General features: G+C 42.7%; 15 protein-coding genes. 2 read left to right on the top strand and 13 right to left on the bottom strand.

The window, feature by feature from the left end:
* Positions 1-32: 32 nt before the first annotated feature.
* Complete coding sequence (locus tag CRO04_RS14230) at positions 33-1,262, top strand: ROK family transcriptional regulator (protein ID WP_097004927.1); 1,230 nt, start codon at positions 33-35, stop codon at positions 1,260-1,262.
* Positions 1,263-1,321: 59 nt separating this feature from the next.
* Here CRO04_RS14230 and CRO04_RS14225 read toward each other — a convergent pair whose 3' ends face one another.
* Complete coding sequence (locus tag CRO04_RS14225; RefSeq protein WP_097004926.1) at positions 1,322-2,935, bottom strand: sulfatase-like hydrolase/transferase; 1,614 nt, start codon at positions 2,933-2,935, stop codon at positions 1,322-1,324.
* A gap of 81 nt (positions 2,936-3,016) precedes the next feature.
* Positions 3,017-5,452 carry a glycoside hydrolase family 3 N-terminal domain-containing protein gene (locus CRO04_RS14220; RefSeq protein ID WP_166432565.1) on the bottom strand — a complete coding sequence of 812 codons (2,436 nt, stop codon included), beginning with the start codon at positions 5,450-5,452 and terminating at the stop codon, positions 3,017-3,019.
* Between the two features lie 125 nt (positions 5,453-5,577).
* Here CRO04_RS14220 and CRO04_RS14215 point away from each other — a divergent pair, with 125 nt between their 5' ends.
* Positions 5,578-6,066 (top strand): hypothetical protein, encoded by a 489-nt coding sequence (locus CRO04_RS14215; protein ID WP_097004924.1) that lies wholly within the window; start codon positions 5,578-5,580, stop codon positions 6,064-6,066.
* A gap of 60 nt (positions 6,067-6,126) precedes the next feature.
* Here the strand turns inward: CRO04_RS14215 and CRO04_RS14210 are convergent, their stop codons facing one another.
* The 11 genes from CRO04_RS14210 to CRO04_RS14160 all read right to left on the bottom strand — a co-directional run bounded on the left by CRO04_RS14210 (position 6,127) and on the right by CRO04_RS14160 (position 19,741).
* Positions 6,127-7,089, bottom strand: coding sequence for an ABC transporter ATP-binding protein (locus CRO04_RS14210; RefSeq protein WP_097004923.1), 963 nt, complete (start codon positions 7,087-7,089; stop codon positions 6,127-6,129).
* Positions 7,090-8,070, bottom strand: coding sequence for an ABC transporter ATP-binding protein (locus tag CRO04_RS14205; protein ID WP_097005038.1), 981 nt, complete (start codon positions 8,068-8,070; stop codon positions 7,090-7,092).
* Positions 8,071-8,113: 43 nt separating this feature from the next.
* On the bottom strand, positions 8,114-8,980 hold the full coding sequence (locus CRO04_RS14200; RefSeq protein WP_097004922.1) for an ABC transporter permease: 867 nt from the start codon (positions 8,978-8,980) through the stop codon (positions 8,114-8,116).
* The gene (locus tag CRO04_RS14195) at positions 8,973-9,950 is read right to left on the bottom strand and encodes an ABC transporter permease (RefSeq protein ID WP_097004921.1); all 978 of its coding nucleotides are present in this window, start codon (positions 9,948-9,950) and stop codon (positions 8,973-8,975) included. The genes CRO04_RS14200 and CRO04_RS14195 overlap by 8 nt, the downstream gene beginning before the upstream one ends.
* 94 nt (positions 9,951-10,044) lie before the next feature.
* Positions 10,045-11,688 (bottom strand): ABC transporter substrate-binding protein, encoded by a 1,644-nt coding sequence (locus CRO04_RS14190; RefSeq protein ID WP_097004920.1) that lies wholly within the window; start codon positions 11,686-11,688, stop codon positions 10,045-10,047.
* A 57-nt stretch (positions 11,689-11,745) separates the two neighbouring features.
* Positions 11,746-13,080 (bottom strand): glucose-6-phosphate isomerase, encoded by a 1,335-nt coding sequence (locus tag CRO04_RS14185; RefSeq protein WP_097004919.1) that lies wholly within the window; start codon positions 13,078-13,080, stop codon positions 11,746-11,748.
* Between the two features lie 326 nt (positions 13,081-13,406).
* Positions 13,407-15,038: a hydroxylamine reductase gene (hcp, locus tag CRO04_RS14180; protein ID WP_097004918.1), complete on the bottom strand. Its 1,632-nt coding sequence runs from the start codon at positions 15,036-15,038 to the stop codon at positions 13,407-13,409.
* Between the two features lie 308 nt (positions 15,039-15,346).
* A complete protein-coding gene (locus CRO04_RS14175) occupies positions 15,347-16,012 on the bottom strand; it encodes an SdpI family protein (RefSeq protein WP_097004917.1) in 666 nt (221 codons plus the stop codon).
* A complete protein-coding gene (locus tag CRO04_RS14170) occupies positions 15,999-16,280 on the bottom strand; it encodes an autorepressor SdpR family transcription factor (protein ID WP_097004916.1) in 282 nt (93 codons plus the stop codon). The genes CRO04_RS14175 and CRO04_RS14170 overlap by 14 nt, the downstream gene beginning before the upstream one ends.
* A 167-nt stretch (positions 16,281-16,447) precedes the next feature.
* Positions 16,448-17,899: a glycoside hydrolase family 1 protein gene (locus CRO04_RS14165; RefSeq protein ID WP_166432564.1), complete on the bottom strand. Its 1,452-nt coding sequence runs from the start codon at positions 17,897-17,899 to the stop codon at positions 16,448-16,450.
* Between the two features lie 12 nt (positions 17,900-17,911).
* Complete coding sequence (locus CRO04_RS14160; RefSeq protein ID WP_097004914.1) at positions 17,912-19,741, bottom strand: beta-glucoside-specific PTS transporter subunit IIABC; 1,830 nt, start codon at positions 19,739-19,741, stop codon at positions 17,912-17,914.
* Positions 19,742-19,807: the final 66 nt, after the last annotated feature.

Raw genomic sequence — 19,807 nt, 5'->3', positions numbered from 1 at the left:
TATGATACATATACAGAAAGGAACCAAACAACATGCAGATTGCCAATGGAAACAATCTCTCAAGAGTTAAGGTCACCAATCAGTCCGCGATACGCCAGATGATTTATCACGATGGCCCGATTTCCAGAATTGAAATATCAGAAAAACTGTCACTTACGCTTCCGACAATCACCACCACCGTCAATTTTCTGCTTTCCAAAGGACTTGTTAAAGAAGTGGAAAATACGAAAGCTACTGGTAAGACCCTTGGGCGAAAGGCATCTTTAATTGATATCTCAGACGAAGGTGGATATTTTGTTGGAATAGAAACACGCGGTACACTGCGCCGCGCCTGTATCACAGACTATCGGGGAAACTTAATAAAAGCGATTGCAGACGATATTGTCTATAGTGATTATGATGAAATCATGACAGAAACTTCTGAACTGGTTAAAAAGCTGCTGCAAACCAGTAAAATACCAAAATCTAAAATAGCCGGTATTGGCTTGTGCATACCAGGACTTGTTGACCGCAACAAGGGGAAACTGATTGTTCTTCCAGGTTATGAATGGAAAAATAAAGATTTAAGAGGTGATTTATCCAGGCTGCTTAACTACGATGGCCCTGTTTCAATTGAAAATAATGCCTGCGCGAGAGCCTATGGTTCTTATTTATTTGATCATGAACGAATGGATAACTATCATTCCTTCGCATACTTTATGGTTTCAACTGGAATTGCCTGTCCATTGATGTATACACATGACCGTTTCCGCGAATCTATCATCGGTCAGGGCGAAGTGGGACACATGGTGGTTGACTCTCATGGTCCTCTCTGCAGATGCGGAAACCATGGCTGCCTTGAAGCATTTTCAAGTGAGCGCGCAATTATTTCCAATTGTATCAGTGAACTGAATAACGGCAAGGCAGATACACTCCGCCAGATATGCAGCAATGCAGAATCCCCGACTATATATGAAATAATAAAAGCACAGTCTGAAGGAGACCAGAGTGTGAATGCAATTCTGGAAGATGCGATTTATCACATGGGTATTGGAATCGCCAATATCGATAATTTTGTCAGACCGAAATGCATTCTGATTGACAGCAATATCTTCCAGAATCAGAAAAACAAAGATCAGCTTATGGAAGTCATTTTGCGGAATTTATATACCGCCACAGATATCGATACAAAATTTATGTTTGTTGAGCCAGACATATACAGCGGTGCTTTAGGCGCTGCAGCTGCTGCTGTACAAAATGACTTGAAAACTTTTATTGAATAAAATTAAACTGCGGTATCAATTATCTTAAGCAGAAGATAATTGATACCGCAGTTTCCGTCTTATTCTTCTGACTGCATTGCTGCCAGCTGGCCTCTGATATAGGCCATCCCCTTTCCATCCCGGATCATTTCCCACACTTTTTCTTCAAATTGCGGCGGACAATCCTGTTTTATTTTTGCCCACATCATCCGATCACTCATACGTCTGTCATAATCCCGCGGGACAACATCACAGGTCTGCTGGTACCAGTCCAGAAGGCTATGCTTAAGTTCTGCTGTTTTTGCTTCGTGCTCAAAGTCACCATACACATTATTTTCCTCAAGAGGATCAGACCGAAGATCATAAAACTCATGCTTCCCGTTTGACCGGTGAACATATTTATAAAAATGATCCCGTATCATGGTTCCTTTACAGTGGGCATCTGCATTAAGCTGGGCGGTCTGCCTGGGCCAGTACATGCTGGTTTTGGGAATTACGCCGGAACTGCCGGCTGCCGGGTGGTACTCATCGGCCTGTGTTTCCCATGGCATTCTTCCGCCCTCGCAGAAAACGTAATTCCGCAGCTGACTGCTCCGATCCTTAAGAACAGGCCTGAGTGACATTCCAAAATGATCATGATCTGGGGCTACGTCAGCATAATCCATTACAGTCGCATAAAAATCCACCAGTTCTACCAGAGAATCAGAGATTCCTGCATCAACCAACTCTCCCATCGGCGGTTTTATAAGCAGCGGTACCTTTGTCAGGCAATCTTCAAACGTATTCTGGGATTTTTCCGGCAAATCAAAATCACCGGCATAATCACCGTGATCACTCAGGAAAAAGATAGCGCAATCGTCGTAGATTCCCGCTTCCCTAAGCGCATCACATAATCGTCTGAACTGTTCATCCACCTTCATACACATTCCTAAGTAACAGGCTCGCAGCTCATCCCAGTCCTTTTCTGTATAGGAGTCCATAGCCATCAGATTTTTCAGAACTGACTCCATCTCTGGCTTATCCTTTCTGGCGGCAGCACGTTTTGGCAGCATACTTCGATCAATTGCTGAAAAATAAGGTTCTTCCACTGCATAAGGTGTATGAGGATACATTAATCCAAGAAACATGCAAAGCGGCTGGTCATTCACCCGGTGTAATATCCGGTCAATCGCCGCATCCACTACTCCGTCATCATCCGAATAATGGGTTCCGTTTTCATCCAGCAGCAGCCTGCCTTCGTAATGGGAATAATAGTTTTTATCCCCCATCTTTCCGCGAAAATCTTTCTTTTCAGGTCCTGGTGCTTTAGGACAATCCTCCCCGTAATAGATCTCTGTTGCGTGTGCTTCCACCAGACCTGGGATCTGACCTGCAACCAGATCATTTCGTGTATTCATCCAGACATAATAACCAGCATCCTTTAATTCAGAAAACAGGCTTGACTCATGGCTGCGCAGCAGATGCTGCATGGTGCGATGGCCATTGACATGTGGGTAGAGACCGGTAAAAAAACTGCATCTGCTTGGAACGCAGACCGTATTCTGGCAGAAGGCATTACGAAACGATACACCTTCTGACCGGGCAAATTCATCTAAAAACGGAGTTTTGGCAGCTTTATTCTGACCCAGATGGGCAAGACAGTCTGAGCGCATTTCATCCGGATTAAAAATAATAATATGAGGTTTTTTCTCCATAAGTCTTTCTTCCTTTCCAGAACAGTGTCAAACGTACATTTAAGAGGCCAGCCATTGTTAAGCTGACCTCCATATTTTAAATTACCTCAGTTCTGTCTTGCATACGTAAGAACGTCTGCCCATAACATCAACCGGTTTTCCTGTCAGCGCTACACTGCTGTTTAACGGGAGATTTGCAGAACTAGTGCCAATCATAAGATGCATGGTACCCGGTTCAACCACAAAATCCATACATTCGTTGTAATACCCAAGCTGTGCCAGATCCAGATGGTATACAACCTGCTTTTCCTCACCTGGTTTCAGAGACACCCGCAGGAAACCGGACAGCTGTCTGTTAGGACGGGTAACATGTGCCTCAGTAAAGCTGGTATATAACTGTACCACCTCATCCCCCGCCATAGTTCCGGTATTTTTTACTTTACAGCTGATTTCCAGCTTTCCGTCTGTTGGAATTTCAGCAGCAGATACTTCCATATCAGAAAGCTCAAACGTAGTGTAGCTGAGACCATGTCCAAAACAGTACAGAGGATCTGCCAGACCATCCACATATCCCCCGGTGAAGATTGAGGAAGCAGTGATATCACCTCCGCTGTTATAACCGGATCCGATTCTGTGGTTGTAATAGATCGGAATCTGCCCGGTTGTTCTCGGCACAGTCATTGTCATCTTTCCTCCAGGATTTAATGTTCCGTCTAACACATCGGTGACAACCTTTCCGGCAAATGGTCCTGGCATAAATGCCTGCAGAATCGCTCCGCAATTTTCCTGAGCCCAGTTAACGGCGAACACTCCTGGTCCATAGAGTACAAGAACCACTGGTTTTCCGGTTGCTGCAACCGCTTCCAGAAGCTTCTGCTGAACACCTGGTAAATCAAGGAACTGGCGGTCTTTTCCCTCACCTCCGGTTACATTGACCCAGCCGGAGTTCCCACCGCACGCCATTACAATCACATCTGATTCTTTGGCTGCCTCCACTGCCCCGGCAAAACCATCCGTCTCTTCCCCTGTAATGCTGCAGCCCTGTGCATAGGATACGGAGAAACGCTCCGTTAGAACCTCTTTTAAGCTACGGGTACCAGTTCTTCTAAGTGCCGATTCCATATCATTCATGGAATCCTGCTCTTCCTTTGAGAACATATCAAACATAACCGCAAACGGCCCTTTATATTTCTTTTCACTGCTCTGCGCTTTTTCCTGTTCATCAGCCAGACCGTTGAAACCAGTTGCCTGTCCGCTGGCACCAGCTTTCATCATTTCTACATAAGCCGGATAAGTATAACCGCTCACCGGATATCTCAATGAATCAGCGTGAGGACCAATTAACGCCACTTTCGTTCCTTTTTTAAGGGGGAGCAGACCGTCATTCTTTAAAAGAACCATTGATTTTGCCGCAATTTCTTCACTTAATTTATTTTTAGATGCATTGCTTAAAGCCACTGAGACCTTTTCTTCCTCACAATAAGGATTCTCAAACAGGCCATGTTTGAATTTTATTCTCAGCACGCGGCGCACAGAAGCATCAATGCATTCTTCACTCAGTTTGCCGGACCGGACGTACTTCGGCAGCTGGCGGAAGGCGGCGCCTACCGGAATCTCAGTGTCCGTACCTGCCTTTTTCGCCAGATATCCGGCTTCTTCATAGGTTTTTGCAACTTTGAAGTATTGATGAGTCTTTAGTACAGCCGCACCGTCAGACGTTAAGACTCCATCAAAGCCCATTGTTTTGCGCAGCAGATTTTCAATAATATCCTTGTTCACAATCACCGGAAGTCCATCAATTTCCCCATAATTTGCCATCATGGCATCCAGTCCTGCCAGCTTGTCCGCTGCTTCAAACGGCGTTGCAAATATTTCATAAAGCTCCCGTTTTCCCATACGGCATGCCGACGTATTTAAGCCTCCCTGTGTTGACGAATACCCCAGGAAATGTTTTGCGATACAGCTGACGCCCTGCTCCTGCATACCCTTTACATAGTGAATGCCAAACTGACTGGTCAGATAAGGATCTTCTCCAAATGTCTCATAAGTTCTTCCCCACCTGGGATCCTGTACAACATCGATTACCGGGCTCATAGCTGAGGTGATTCCCACACTGCGGCTCTCCTGCCCGATAATTTCACTCATTTTCTGAGCAAGCTCCGGCTCCCAGGTACAGCCCATGTTGATCATCGCAGGAAACAGAGTTCCGCCTGCTGCAGGATAACCGCAAAGATTTTCTGCCTGTAATGCAACCGGAATTCCAAGTCTGGTTTCTTCAACAAAATAGCGCTGTATCTGATTGCTGATCCTGGAGATCTGCTCAGGACTTACCAGACCAACAATGGAATACTGGGTAAAACGGCCATGACCATCTGGAAATTTCTCTTTCAGCAGATTTGTATTTACCTTCCCATTTTCAATAAATGAAGCCGGCAAATCACCGCATAACTGGGCAGCCTTCTCTTCAAGCGTCATTCTGGAAAGAAGATCCTCCACTCTTGCTTCTATCGGTTGATGTGGATCTTTGTATAATTCCATACCAAATACCTCCATTTATAATTTAATTTATTCTTATCTTTTTGCAATTTGACACAATACAGTTCATTGGTTATAATAGTGTTAATTAGTTAAATTATTTAATTTAAGGAGAGGAATATTACTACATGAAAAAATCATACCTGGTCGATACCTTTAAGGCGGCAGTCAGCATCGCCACCGTCTTGTTTTCTCTCACAATTGTTATCAGTCTGATCATCATCCATCGTTTTGGATCAGCTGCGGTATTCTTCCTGATCGGACTTATTTTTATAAAACCAGTATTCACCTACGCAGCTTTCGTTTCGGTGGACCAGACAGGTATCCGCTTATTTCTCCCGTGGAAGACGCTTCAATGCTTCACCTGGAGTGAAATTGCAGAAGTTGGTGTTGCAGGAACCAGGTTATTTACAAAAAAAGAATCCAAAAACGCAGGATCACTCTATATCTACATTTCAAAAACAACGTTAACTGACGATGACCGGTTTGACATGATGCTTCACTGGCCGCCAAAGAATCAGATTTTTCTCACCTATTCCAAACAACGTTTAGATGAAATACAGATGCGATTCAGTAACAAAATCCAGACTTATAATGCAGGCGATATTCATCTCTGATTCTGCTGAAAAGACTCCAAAAACACTGATTCTTCTTTCGCGTTTTTGGAGTCTTCTTCTTTAATTATATGAAGAATTTATTTCGTGCAGGCGGCAGCATGTCACGAAATGTCCAGGGGATACCTCTTCCTGCTTCTGCTGCTTTAAGCACTCCTCTTTTGCATAAGGACAGCGGGCAGAAAAGCGGCAGCCTGGTTTTGGATTGACCGGCGATGTGATTTCACCGCGCAGAATCTCACGCTTATTGGGTTTATCAAGATCTGTAGAAGGAATTGCAGAAAGCAATGCTCTTGTATAAGGATGAAGCGGGTTATGAAACAGTTCCTTAGAAGAGCATTTTTCAACTACCTGTCCTAGGTACATAACACATATATCGTCGGAAATATGGCGTACCACAGACATATCATGGGTCACAAACATATAGGTCAGACCCTTATCCTTCTGGAGCTTCTTTAAAAGGTTGAGTACCTGTGCCTGAATTGATACGTCAAGAGCGGATACCGGCTCATCACACACTATAAATTCTGGCTCCAGTGCAAGCGCACGTGCAATTCCCACTCTCTGTCTGCGTCCTCCGTCAAGTTCATGGGGATAAGCCTTTCTCAATCGTTCATCTATACCAACCAGATCCATTAATTCCTGTGTCTTTTCATCAATCTGACTTTTTGTAAAACGCCTTGATACAATTAAGGGTTCCCGAATCGTACTGTCTATTGTTTTACGCGGATCAAGAGAGGAATAAGGATCCTGGAAAATAATCTGCATTTTTTCGCGGGCTTGCCGCAAATTTTTCCCCTTTAAGTTGGTGACATCCGTTCCATTTAATAAAATCTGTCCTTCGGTACTTTCATGGAGATGAATAATCGTTCTTCCAAGGGTGGATTTTCCGCAGCCTGATTCTCCTACAACACCAAGAGTACGCCCTTTTTCAATGGTGAATGTGACGTCATCAACAGCATGAAGCATACCGCGAGGGGTTGTAAAATATTTTTTTAAATTCTTCACTTCAATAACCGGATTCATTTAATCCTCCCCCTTTATAACGGCTTCGATACGGCAGCAGCGGCAGTCGTGTCCATCCTGAGTCTTGTACATGCCGATTGTTTCCTTCCGGCATTCATCGGTTGCATATTTGCATCGTGGAGCAAAGGAGCAGCCCTGAGGCAGGTTGGTTGGATCCGGCGGCAGTCCGTCTATCGGGTGAAGCCACTCTTCATCCTCATTCATATCAGGAATTGCACCGAACAGACCGATGGTATATGGATGGGAGGGGTGCTTAAAAATCTGCTGTTTCGTTCCATATTCAATAATGCTGCCCGCATAGATGACAGCCACTGTATCGCACACCTGCGCAACAACCCCCATATCGTGGGTAATTAACAGCATGGCAGTATTATATTTATTTCTTAACTCTGCAATTAAATCAAGCACCTGTGCCTGAATCGTCACATCCAGCGCAGTGGTGGGTTCATCCGCCAGCAGCAGATCAGGATTGCATGCCAGGGCAATGGCAATAACAACTCTCTGCTTCATACCGCCGGAAAACTGGTGAGGATATGCATAATAACGTTCTGCAGGGATACCGACTATTTCAAGCATTTCCTTTGCTCTTTTTTCATGTTCTGCATGATTATTATTATCACTGTGCAGACTCACTACCTCTGCGATCTGATCGCCAACACGAAGAACCGGATTTAACGCTGTCATGGGATCCTGGAATATCATGGAAACCTTGTTGCCGCGGATCTTTCTCATGTCAGTTTCCGATAACTTTAAGAGATTCTCCCCTTCCAGGTAAATCTCACCATTGGAGATATTGCTTCCAACATCAGGCAAAATCCGCAGAATGGATTTTGCAATCGTAGTTTTACCTGCACCGGTCTCACCAACCAGTCCCAGGGTTTTTCCGCGCTCCAGCTGAAGGTTTACGTCATTTACGGCATGTACAATCTGTCCATCCGATTTGTATTCTACCTTTAAGTCCTTTATAGAAAGGAACGGCATATCTGTATTGATTTTTTTCTGATGCACAGCTGTTCCTCCTTCCTTAATTCTTCAATTTGGGATCCAGAGCATCTCTTAAGCCGTCTCCCAGTAAATTTAATGCAAGTACCGTCACTGCAATCGCAAGGCCGGGGAAATAAACAAGATGAGGAGCCTGTCGAATAAACTGGCGGGCTGCTGATAGCATGGCACCCCATTCAGGAATAGGAGGCTGAACACCCAGACCGATAAAACTTAAACCAGCTGCAATCGTTATGGTCTGCGCCACTCCCATTGTAGCAGATACAATCATGGGTGATATACAGTTGGGAAGCAGATGGCTTGTAATGATCCGGAATTTGCTGCAGTTAATGGACTGGGCTGCTTCAATGTACTCGTTTTCCCTCTCCTTAAGCATCTGGGCACGCAGCATTCTGGCCATGCCGGAAATACTTCCTATGGATAATGCGATAATTGTATTAAAATAACCAGGTCCCAGTACGGCAGAAATAACAATCATTAAAAGCATTCCTGGAATAGCCTGTATAATATCTAATAAACGCATGATGATATTGTCTACCTGCCCCCCGAAGAAACCGGAGATCGCACCAATGGTACAGCCAATGGCGGAACCGATGGAAACAGCTATGATACCAATGGAAATGGAATACCTGGCACCATATAGCACACGGCTGAATATATCTCTTCCCATATCATCACAGCCAAACAGATGGGAAGCTGATGGTTTGGCAAACATATTTGCCATATCCATATAAGAATAGTCATAAGGTATAATATAAGGTGCCAGAATTGCCAGAATGATTTCAGTTGAAAGGATTAAAAGACCAAGCATTGCTGCTTTATTCTTACTCATCTGCTTCATGACAGTAGCAAATCCGCTCTGTTTTTTGGCATATGTTGTCTTAGGCATTTGCTTTCACCTTCCTTTTCTTCCTGCCTGAAGCATACTGTGCTTTAATTCTCGGATCTACCATTGCATAAAGTAAATCTACAATAAGCATACAGAAGCTGAAGGTAATTGCAAGGAAAATGGATCCGCCCTGCACAATGGGATAATCACGGCTGTTTACAGCCTCAATAATATAAGTACCCATACCTGGAATTGCGAAAATAGTTTCAATGATCATCGCTCCTCCAAGAAAATGGCCAAACATCGTTCCCATAACAGTTATAATAGGAATCAGACTGTTTTTTAAGGCATGTTTCATGATTACATCCCGCTCCGGAACACCTTTTGAACGGGCAGTTGTGATATAATCAGCGCGGATTACATCAAGCATGGCCGACCTGGTTTGTCTCGCACAGCTTGCAAGACCTCCGGTACTTCCGGAAATAGCAGGCAGGATGTAAAATTTAATTCCTGCAAGCCCGGTTCCGATTCCCAAAGCCGGTAACCAGTTAAGTTTAACGGAAAACTGTAAAACCAGCAGCAGGGCAAGCCAGAAATTAGGAATTGCCACTCCCACCAGAGCGAGCACCATACACACAGAATCCTGCCATTTATTCTGTTTAATCGCGGCTATTACACCCAATGGAATTCCAATACCAACGGATATTAATAAGGTAGCAACGGTCAGCATCAATGTTCTGGGAAGACGTTCCTTAATCGAACTGATAATATCCACATTAGTCAGCCAGGATTTTCCCAGATCAAAATGGATAAAAACATCACTCATATACCGGCCGAGACGAAGCACAATCGGGTCATCCAGTCCCAGTTCCAGACGTTTCGCGGCAAGCTCTGTTTCCGTCGCTGAGGGACCAAGGATAATTTCCTCCGGCCTTCCCGGGCAAAAAGTCATCATAATGAAAACAAGAATTGCTACTCCCAGAACAATCGGTATCATCCAGATCAATCGTTTCAATACATATTTTAGCATATATTATTCTCCATTGAAGCTGACTGGTGCGCAGCTGTAAGTTTTCTGCGCACCTCAGCTTAGAATTAGTATAAAACTGTCCTGCTTCTTTTCTTTAATAATTGGTGAATGTACTTGATGCCGGAGCTATATATCCCTGATATTCAAGAACTTCTTTTTCAAGACCAGCATCTTTTCTGATTACCACAATTGTCTGGGGATTAAACATACCATATGCAATTGCAGTATCCTTTATATACTTATGTACTGCATCAATGTTTTCTTCTGTATAACCGCTGGGTGTCCAGGTCTTATATAAAAGCTCTGCCAGAGTATTGTCGTGACGGCTTGTTGCATCTCCGGTTTTATAAGCAGCGGGGTCATACCGGATAGACCAATGGTCACTTAAGAATGTTCCTCCGATGGTATTAAGTACAATGTCATACTGCGTACCATCAAGACGGGTTGCGGTATATAATGCCATATCAACAATTTTTAATTCAACCTTGATGCCAATTGCCATCATGTAGCTTTGAAGCATCTGCGCCATTCTCTGTGATAATGTATTGCTGGTTGTGAGAATGCTGATTGGTTCACCATTATATCCGGATTCTTTAATCAGCTGCTTTGCTTTATCAAGATTGAAATTGTAATAATCTTCTTCCATCCACTTCTGGTTAAATCCGTTAAACATCGGCGGGCAAACATCATACATTGGAGTACCATAGCCCTGAAGAAGACCTGTAATCAGACCATTTTCATCAATGCTGTAACAAATTGCCTGACGCAGTTTCACATTATTTGCAACTATGCTGCTGTCTGCACCGGAGAAAAACATCTGCCATCCCTGAGAGCCGTCCGCCAGTTCAACCGTATAATCATCCTTATTGTCAGCGAACTGTTTTACAGAAGATGGATCCAGCGAAATTACCATGTCTACAATACCGGTTTCTAAAGCAATTGCCATCTGGGAAGATTCTTTAATGCAGTGATAACTGAGCTTCTTAACTGAGGGGCGTACACATTTTGGCATATTCGCTTCATCCTGCCAATAATCACTTCTCTTTTCAAGAGACAGGATTGAATTAGCAGTATATTCTGTGACCATGTAGGGTGATGAGGAAACCAGTGATGCACCGAATTCATCAGGACTGGCCTCAAATGATTTTTTGGATATTGCGTATGTATCTCTTAAAAGAGACTCAAACGTACCGACGATATTGGATTTCATCTTTACTGTCAATGTATAGTCGCCAGTCTGTTCTACACTTTCAACCTTTGCAAATACAGGCTTTAATGCCCGTTTCATGGATTCCTGCATAAACCAGACAATATCAGAAGCATCGATTTTATTTCCCGCGGAATCGCTTACTCTGTCCCAGATTTCAATATTGTAAGTAAATCCGTTATCATCTGTTTTCCATGATTTTGCAACCAGTGGCTCCATTTCGCGTATTTCATTTACAACTGCCAGAGATTCATACAGCTGAGTCATAAACGGAGCATTTCTTAAAGTATTCCCCCTGAATGGTGTTAAGCTTTCCACCATCTGGTTATAACCGATATCCAATACACCATCGCTGCCTGTGGCTGCTGCCTTAGTATCACCACTGCCTGCTGTTGTACTTTCAGCTGCAGCACTGCTGCCTGCACTGCTTTCTGACGTTTCTGGCTTAGAACCGCCGCATCCTGCCAGCGTTGAAGCTGTCATTACTACAGCCAGGGCAAGTGAGCAAAACTTCTTAAAACTTTTTTTCATAAAAAATTCCTCCTTCTCTGATGCCTTATATTTCAAGTGTTTTTCATGCACCTGATATTAAAAAGAGATTCCACTGGCACTACTGTCACCGACAGCTGCCCCATTACCGTTAACCTGAATCTTATGTCTGTTTTTTCCCAGAGCCTGAAACATATACTGTTTATATGCTTCCACACCTGGCTGGTCAAACGGGTTAACCCCAAGAATCTTTGCCGACAAATAACATACAAACTCGAAGAAATAAAACAGCTGGCCAAACGTGCATTCGTCAACAGCAGGAATAAGTATCTTCATACATGGAAACTTTTTACTGTGTGCAGTAATTGTCGCCTCAAACGCTGCCCGGTTTATTTCATCAAAATCCTTACCGTTTAAATAATCGAACATATCATCCACATTATCATTGTGCAGTACATAAGATGCCCCTGTATCCTGAATATCCAGGAAAGTTTCAAAAATTATATTTGATCCATCCTGTAGAAACTGCCCGATGGAATGCAGATCCTCTGAAAAATTTCCAAATAACGGATATAACCCTTTGTTATCTTTTCCCTCACTTTCACCAAACAGCTGCATCCACCACTTTGCAAAGCGGAAATAGCGCGGTTCAAAATAAGAAAGCATCTCCATGCCAAAACCCTTCTGATACAGCAGGTTTCTTATCACTGCATATTTTAATGCCATACTCTCAGAAGCAGTTTCTTCAAGCAGCTTCTGCCGCATGCACTTTGCTCCTGCTGCTATTGCACCAATATTAATTCCAGCCACAGCCATAGGGAATAGTCCTACCGGGGAAAGAGCTGTAAACCGTCCTCCGATATTAAGGGGAAACGGAAGAAAGTGATACCCATTCACCTTGCAAAGCTTCTCCAGATGACTTCCTTCCGTGCCGGTACAGATCACACGCTTTGCATATCCAGCACCGTATTCTTTTTTCATAAAACTGCGAAGAGCACGAAATCCTATGCCGGGCTCCAGCGTTTCGAAATTCTTAGCGATTAAATTTATGTAAACACTTTTTCCCTTTAATTCCTGCAATACATTACGAATGCTGTCTGCAGAAATACTGTTGCCCGCCCATTTTATTGTGACCGGACCGGTCTCTCCGATCGCATCTACCACTGCACGCGCCGCCTGATTTGAACCGCCGATACCGATGACCACAAAGACATCTGCGTTCTTTCGTACATCAGCTGCTAATTCCTGATAGTAAGTGATCCACTTTTCACCTGCCCACTCATCTACATTCAGCCAGCCAAGGTTATCTTCATACTGCTTCTCCCCATACTTTACTTCATCAAGGTAAGGGGCGTATTCCTCCATCTTGTCTGTGATTTCCTCAGTCGTAAGCCATGAGGAACCATCTATTAATTCCATACTTATTTCTTTCATACTTCACCTCTGATAAATGTAAAAGTAATTAATTAATTAATTTAATTTATACTTATCTTACTTTACTTCAGCATTTTATTCAAGATGTGAATTTTCATAAAATTGCAAAACTTATTTTGTGCATTTTTACAATAAACTATTTTATTCGACATATTTCTTTCCATACCATTCTATGAAATAATTTCGATTCACCAGCTCCTCTTGTTAACTTTGTTAGTGCTGGTAAAATATGGAATATAACGGAAACAGTATGCAGGCAATAAAAAAAGTCCATGGAAATGCTGCTAAAAGCAACAGGTCCGATGGACTTTTTTAAATATTTTTAATTATGCATTCATAAATAATTCAATATCATCATCCACTTCTCCAATACCTGCAATACCGAAGGTATCTACAAGCACCTTTGCAACATTAGGAGATAAAAATCCCGGTAGTGTCGGTCCTAAATGAATGTTCTTTACGCCAAGATGAAGAAGCGCAAGAAGTACAATAACTGCCTTCTGCTCATACCAGGCAATGTTATAAGCGATGGGAAGCTCATTGATGTCAGCCAGTCCGAAGATTTCCTTTAACTTCATAGCAATTACTGCAAGAGAATAGGAATCGTTACACTGACCTGCATCAAGGACTCTTGGAATCCCGCCGATATCACCCAGATTCAGCTTATTGTATTTATATTTTGCACAGCCTGCGGTCAGAATAACCGTATCTTTTGGAAGCTTCTGTGCAAACTCAGTATAATAGTTTCTTGATTTTGCCCTGCCGTCACAGCCTGCCATAACAAAGAATTTCTTGATCGCGCCGGATTTTACAGCATCAACCACCTTGTCAGCCAGTGCAAATACCTGATTATGTGCGAATCCGCCTACGATGGATCCAGTTTCAATTTCTTCCGGACTTGGAAGTGTCTTTGCAAGCTCAATGATCTTTGAGAAATCTTTCTTTCCGTTTTCATCAGCTTCAATATGTGTACATCCTGGGAAACCAGTAGCGCCTGTGGTGAAAATTTTAGCTGCTGCCTCAGGTGTTCTTGGAGGTACGATACAGTTGGTTGTGAAGAGAACCGGACCATGGAAGGATTCAAACTCTTCTAACTGTTTCCACCATGCATTCCCGTAGTTTCCAGCGAAATGATCATACTTCTTGAATGCAGGATAGTAATGAGCTGGAAGCATCTCGCCGTGAGTATAAACATCTACGCCTGTTCCGGCAGTCTGCTCTAAAAGCTGTTCCATATCTGCTAAATCATGACCGGAGATTAAGATTGCCGGATTCTTTCTGACACCAATATTAACGGAAGTGATTTCCGGATTACCGTAACGGGAAGTATTCGCTTCATCAAGAAGAGCCATGGCTGTAACGCCAACTTCACCTGTCTGTAATGTTAATGCAACCAGATCATCTGCAGAAAGGGTGTTGTCAAGAGTTGCTGCCAGCCCTTTATACATAAATCCATAAATGTCAGTATTTTCTTTACCAAGATTAACCGCATGCTCAACATAAGCAGCCATACCTTTAATACCATAGATAATCAGCTCTCTTAAGGAACGTACATCCTCATTCTCTGTGGCAAGAACGCCTACTGTAGCTGCCTTATCAAGCATTGCTTCTCTTGTAGTCACGTGGAAAATAGCTGCATCGCTGCTGCCCGTGTAACCTTTCTTTGATGCCAGCTCATCTCTTAAGCCGAGTACCTTTAAAATCTGTGCTTCAATGGCTGCTGCATCGAAATTTGCATTGGTAATGGTAATAAAAAGGCTCTTTACTACCTCATGATTGATTTCAGCGATATCAGCCGCATTTGTTCCTGTCTTTACGACTACTTCAGAGATTCCTTTAACTGCATAGATAAGCAGATCCTGCAGCTTGGCAACCTCTTCTGTCTTTCCGCATACCCCTTTCACTGTACATCCTGTGTTCTTTGCTGTCTCCTGACACTGATAGCAAAACATGCTCATATTCCTTACCTCCTAAAGTAAATTTATACACACCCCATTGGGAGTTTGTGCGCGTTTCAATATTGTGTTAATGTCCTGTTGCTCATTAAGAATATCATTGAACCTGATTTATGTCGGTTGTTATTACAACACAACAACATCTATTTTAATTTTTTTAACCTAAATATTTTTTAGATTCAAATTAAAAGATTGAAGGGTTTTCCAGATGTAAAAAACGAGGACATTATCAATCCAATGTCCTCGTTCCGTTCTTATACCTTATTTCATGATGACTCCATTTACCGCCTCTGCCACTTCATAATACGGTTTTAATCAGGCTCATTCTTATCCTGCTCTTTCTTATAGAGAAAAAAGGAATAAAAAAAGGGAATTACAATGATCAAAGCTGTTATAACAACAATAATAGAAACTCCATCCAAAACGGCTATCTGCTGTAAATATGCGCTCACCAGGATAACAACTCCTCCGGCCACCATCATATGACCAGTTATCCGGTTCGTTTTATTCCAGTTATCGGGATCATGAAAGGTCCATGGCAACCTCACTCCCATCATGTGATTTCTTTTGCTTTTAGGTAAGTAATTTCCTATTACGATAAATACGATGCCTACAACGGTAAATGATAATGCGGTTATTGGAATTTTAACACCAATTGACATAAACAGGGTGGCAGGTATCAGAATCAGTGAAGTAAGAGGAATCAGCCAGTTAACAATCGCACGCAGTGCCTTCGGATGTCCCTCCCGTCTTGGATCATAGAGCAGACTGATATTTGTAAATAGATTTAATAGCAGGAATACAAACGGCATACCAAATGCAGCCATAGCTTTTGGAAGATAACCGTCAATCTCACCTGCGCTGTTCCAATGCACGGCAACTTGCTCCGGCAGTCTCTTATAGAGTATAACAGCCAAAATCTCCGGAAGCAAACACAAAACAGATGTTAAAATAATTGTTTTTTTATTCTTCATCATTTTCTTCCTTTCCCTTAAATTGAGAAAACCATAGCATAAGCTCCTCAAAAACAGAGGTATTCAGTTCATAATAAACAAAATTTTTGTGCTTTGATTCCGTTACCAGGTCTGCTTTCTTTAACTGTGCAAGGTGGTATGAAATCGTGGCATTTGTCATATCAAATTTATCTGCAATCTGTCCGGCAGATAAACGGCCGCTTCTCAGCATTAACAGGATTTCCCGCCTGACCGGATCTGAGAGAGCCTTAAATGTATCTGGAAAGCCCAATATAATCCCCCTATCTATTTAGATATTTTTCTATTTAGAAGTTTATCTAAATAGATAATACTCCTTTCTTGAATTTCTGTCAAGAGTATCTGTGCTTAAACTTTCTGGCATTTTATTTTAAATAAGGGCTATGCTGAAAGCAAAACGCCTTCAGCATAACCCTGTTATCAAATTTCTATATCTGTTAAATCTCCCCCATTGGTTTCAATTACTTTTTTATACCAGTAGAATGATTTTTTTCTGACCCGCTTCATTGTCCCGTTCCCCTGATCATCTTTATCCACATAGATAAAGCCATACCGTTTTTTCATTTCTCCGGTACCGGAACTTACGATATCAATAGCCGACCACACGGTATACCCGATGAGATCCACTTTATCTTCAATGGCTTTTTCCATTTCCGTTATGTGCTGCCGTAAATAGTTAATCCTGTAATCGTCACGGATGCAGCCGGTATCATCTGGCTCATCAACCGCTCCAAGTCCATTCTCAACAATAAAAACAGGTATCCCATAACGATCCTGAATCTTATTAAGAGTATACCTCAGCCCTTTTGGATCAATCTGCCAGCCCCACTGACTTGTCTTAAGGTAAGGATTTTTCACCCCTCCCAGCAGATTTCCAAGAGTAGTGGCATGGCCTTCTTCAGTAGTGACGCAGTTGCTCATATAGTACGAAAATGAATAAAAATCCACGCACCCCTTTTGCAGTACCGCCTCATCCTCCGGCTCAACCGACAGCTCTATGTGATTCTTTTCCAGATAGCGCAGTGCATAACCGGGGTAGCTTCCTTTGATCTGGACATCGGCGCAGAAATCATTGATTAAATGGTCCAGCTCCTGCATAAGAAGCATATCTTCCGGTCTGGAAGTCAAAGGATACATGGTAATATGGGCAAGCATGCAGCCCACTTTAAATTCCGGGTTGATCTCCTTTGCTGCAGCCACTGCTTTTGCACTGGCAAGAAATACGTGATGCAGTGCCTGAAAGCGGAGATTTTTGTCATCTAACGGATCAGCCACCTCATCGTTTTCCCTGTTAATGATTCCAAGTACTTCAAGATTGCCCATGGGCATGGTGGCAAAATTAATCTCATTAAATGTCAGCCAGTACTTGACTTTATCCTTATACCGTTCCATTACGCACCTTACATAGCGTTCAAAAAAGCCAATCACCCTCCGGTCTGCAAATCCTTTATAGGCTTTCACCAGATGGTAAGGTAACTCAAAATGACTCAGAGTCACCATCGGCTCAATACCATATCTGCGGCATTCGTCAAAAACCCGGTCATAAAACTGCAGGCCTTCCTCATTGGGACTTTCATCATCTCCATTTGGAAAAATTCTGCTCCAGGCGATGGACAACCGGAATACTTTAAACCCCATTTCTGCAAATAATGCAATATCTTCTTTATAGCGGTGGTAGAAATCTACTGCGGTATGACTGGGATAACTCTCTGCCTTAAGAATATCAGTAGTAAAAACTCTGTTCTTATGCAGAGATCCTGCCGTTAGATGATCACAAATGCTCTCTTTTTTTCCATCAGCTTCCCAGGCTCCCTCACACTGGTTGGCTGCAACAGCGCCGCCCCATAAAAAATTATCTGGAAACAATTTCATTCCTCCCGTCTGTTATAATGTGGTGATTAAGTCATCACCGCGATGAACGGCTGATCCGCCTTCCATCATTGCGATAATATCCATATAATCATTTGTATTGGTCACAATGACCGGAGTATCAAGAGAATATCCTTCTTTTTCAATTGCATCTTTATCAAAAGTAATAAGAAGATCTCCTTTTTTAACCTTATCTCCCTCTTTCACATGTGCTTCAAAATGGTTTCCGTCTAACCGAACCGTATCCATACCTATATGGATGATAATCTCACAGCCCTGATCAGACATAAGCCCTATGGCATGCTTTGTAGGAAACAGCATCATAACCGTGCCGTTAAAGGGTGCCGTTACTTTTCCTTCTGCAGGTGTAACTGCAATTCCTTTTCCCAGAGTTTCATTGGAAAATGCACAATCATTAATCTGACTTAAAGATTTAACCTTACCGGACAACGGTGATGCTATTACTTCTTTTTTACATTTTTCAGAAACACTTTCCTCCCCTTTTGCCTGAGATCGCTCATCATCTTTAAAAGTGATAAAGGAAACGGCAAAACCAATTACCAGCGAGATACCTGCAGCGAGCACTGCTCTCACCAGACTCACTCCCGGCTGGGCCGGATCAAGAAGCGCCGGGATCTCAAACAGTCCCATACCTGCCATTGTGTGATATTTTAAACCTAAAGCCGCTGTTGCTGCACCAGCGACAGCTCCGCAGAGACAGGAAATAACGAAATGCTTCATTCTCGGCAGTAAAATTCCGTAAATTGCCGGCTCTGTTACTCCGAAAAGGCCTGAGATCCATGCAGGAAGAGCGATCTGCTTTAAGCTCTTATCCTTTGTTTTCAGCCACATGGCAAAAACCATACCAGTAGTAGTGAACGTAACAAAGGTGGTAAATGCCAGGATCGGATCCGGAGTTCCTGATATAATATTTGTAATACATAAAACAACAAGCACAATATGAACACCAAATACAATCATTACCTGCCAGAATCCGCCCACTAAGAATCCGGCTGCTATGGGGCTTAGCTTGTATACAGATAATACTGCCTGGGAAATGCCATTAGACATCATATTGGCAAGAGGTCCAATTACCACATAACCAAGGGGAACGGATATTAATAATACAAGCATTGGCGTAATGAAGGTTTTCACCATATCAGGTATTACCCTGTTAAAAAACTGCTCCAGAGGTTTTGCTATGGCTACGATTAAAATAACAGGAAGCAGTGTTGACGTATAAGTTGCGTTGAATACATGACCAAACAAAGGTACATCCACTCCGTTAATGGTTGGATAACACAGTGCAGCTCCTATAATCAGACCCAGAAACGGATTCATCTCAATTTTCTTTGCAGTGTTGTAGCCGATCACTACCGGGAAGAAATAAAAAATGGAATCTCCGATTGCATTAAGCAGAATATAAATTCCGTCTTCATTGGAATAAAGTCCCAGGTACGAAAGAATGGAGTTAAGTCCCTTTAACATACCGCAGGCACAGAGGATTCCGATTGCCGGCATCATAATACCGGATATAAGATCCAGTGATTTTTCCCTGAAACTCATCTTCTTTTTTTCTGCTTCTTTTTCTGAGGAGATATTTGCAATTCTGCACACATCTGCAAATACCTGTGGAACGTGGTTTCCAATCACTACCTGATACTGCCCGGAACTGCGCATCACTGTTATGATACCTTCTGTCTGCTTCAGCGCCTCATCATCTGCAAGACTTTCATCCTTTAATTGAAAGCGCAGACGGGTTACACAGTGTACAAGGCTTAAAATGTTGTCCTTGCCGCCGACTTTTTTGATAATGTCTTTTGCCAACAGGTCATATTTTCCCATTGTTAAATCCTCCATTTTTCTTTTTTATTTGAAATATGAAAGTTTAGCCAACCTAATGTAACCATC

Origin of the sequence: Lacrimispora amygdalina, from assembly GCF_900205965.1 — a bacterium.
GTDB classification, from domain to species: Bacteria; Bacillota; Clostridia; order Lachnospirales; family Lachnospiraceae; genus Lacrimispora; species Lacrimispora amygdalina_A.
Note: the sequence above shows the minus strand (reverse complement) of the source record. Positions and strands in the feature narration are given on the sequence as shown.